Origin of the sequence: Steroidobacter sp. (assembly GCF_016790065.1) — a bacterium.
In the GTDB taxonomy this organism is placed as follows: domain Bacteria; phylum Pseudomonadota; class Gammaproteobacteria; order Steroidobacterales; family Steroidobacteraceae; genus Steroidobacter.
The window spans coordinates 1-1825 of record NZ_JAEUPY010000175.1 but is presented as its reverse complement, the minus strand read 5'-3'; the positions used below and the strand labels follow the sequence as shown (position 1 = coordinate 1825).

The following is a 1825-nucleotide window of genomic DNA, read 5'->3' as shown; positions in this document are numbered from 1 at the left end:
TGCGTACCATCCGGCGACCACGATGGTGACGCTTCTTCGAATTCACTGCTGTCGGTCAACGCTGCCGCAGTCTTGGTCGCGAGGTCGTAGAGCTGCAGTCGCGCTGGCGCCAGATTCACATCTCGATAGCGATCGCCGTCGCTCTGGAACTGGTAGCGCTCGATGACGATGGCAGTGCTCGGACGCGGCGGCGTCGCCTTGCGAGTCACCAGCACCAGTCGTTTCGAATCCGGCGACCATTCGTAGCCGCCGACGCCTTCCGCCACATCGGTCAGTGGATAAGCCTCGCCACCGCGACGATCCAAAGCCCACACCTGAGCAACAGCATCGCTGTCGTAACGCGTCGACAGGAACGTCAGCAGTCGTCCGTCCGGGCTCCAGCGCACGGCGCTCACCGAGAATTGTCCATGCGTCAGCGGCACGCTCTGCTGACCATCCCAACTCATCATCCACAATCGGCTGACGGAACGGTCGGTCTTGGCGTCGACGGCACTGATGACATACGCGAGCCAGGCACCATCGGGAGAAATTTCCGGTGCGCTCCAGATTGTCTGCTCGCGACCGAAGTCGTCCATCGACAGCACGCGCGCCGACACAGGTGTTGCGACGATCAACATCGCGGCGATCAGCGCAGCGGTCCATCGCAATCTTGCTCGCGGGCTGTTACTCGTCATTCTTTCGGCAGGCCTTGGTATTTCTTGCGGTAGCGCTCGTACAGCCGCGTGTGATGGTTGGCGGCAAGGTTGACCTCGCGGCCATCGATCCAGGCGCGCTCGACGGCGCTGCGAATATCGAGAACGTCGCCGCTGGCGATGAACAGCGTCGCCGCCTTGCCGGCGTCGAGCGAACCCAAGTGATCGGCAACGCCGAGGATCTCAGCGGGCGTCAGCGTGATGGCTCGCAATGCGCCTTCTGCACCCAGCCCATACGCGGCGAAGGTTGCCGCTTGGTAAGGCAAGTTGCGTTCGGCAGTCACGCCACCTTGCAGCGTGTAAGGCGAGTTTCTATTCGCAATCGCCAGTTGCACGCCGGCGGCGGCCAACTTGCCGGCGATGGTGAACGCGCTGTCGTAATCATCCGAGTTGTACGTCGGCTGGGTGTGCGCAGTGCCGAGGATGACGGGAATGGTTTGTTCCTTCAGCGTCGACGCCACGCGCCAGGCATCACTGCTGCCGCTCATCTGCGTTACCAAAACCATTCGCAGCCTTTCTTGTCGAGCGAACTCGAGCGCGGCGCGGATGTGAGCGATCCGGTCGGCGTGGATGAACACCGGCATGCGGCGATCGAGGATCGGCAGCATTGCCTCGGAGCGCAGGTCCGGCACTTCGACATGGCCAGCGAGCTTGGCGGAGAGATAGGTTCGCGCCTCTCGCAGCGCCTGATCGAGCTGCGTCCGTTTCTCCGATGTATCAGGCCAATAGACATGCAGCGCGATCGGGCCGGCGACCGTCATTTGTTGCGCGGTCCAGCCATCCGGTTTCATCAGCATCGAGCGGCCGGCAATGATGCCTTCCGGGCCGACGCCTGGCACGATCAGCGCCGTCAGCACGCCATTGGCGCGCGCCACCGGCCAAGCGAGGCCATCCGGATCGACCGCCACATCCGGGCGCAGGTTGGCGTTGTTCCAGCCCAGCTCCTGAAAGAAATGCGAGTTGGGCGGCTGATTCGCTTCGAACATCCCTGCGGTCGGCAGGCCGAGAATGCTGTTGGCGGAAATCATGCCGGGATAGATCCGCTTGCCGGACACGTCGATGCGCTCGGCATCCGCAGGCACGTCGACGCGACTGCCAACGGCAGCGATCCGTCCGTCTCGTATCAGCAGCTC

General features: G+C 63.1%; 2 protein-coding genes. Both read right to left on the bottom strand.

Features of this window, described 5'->3' with window-relative positions:
* Positions 1–647 (bottom strand): hypothetical protein (locus JNL55_RS07805; RefSeq protein WP_322111015.1); only part of this gene is annotated, 647 nt, incomplete at its 3' end.
* Between the two features lie 23 nt (positions 648–670).
* The coding region (locus tag JNL55_RS07800; RefSeq protein WP_293851608.1) for an amidohydrolase family protein at positions 671–1825 on the bottom strand (1155 nt) is incomplete at its 5' end.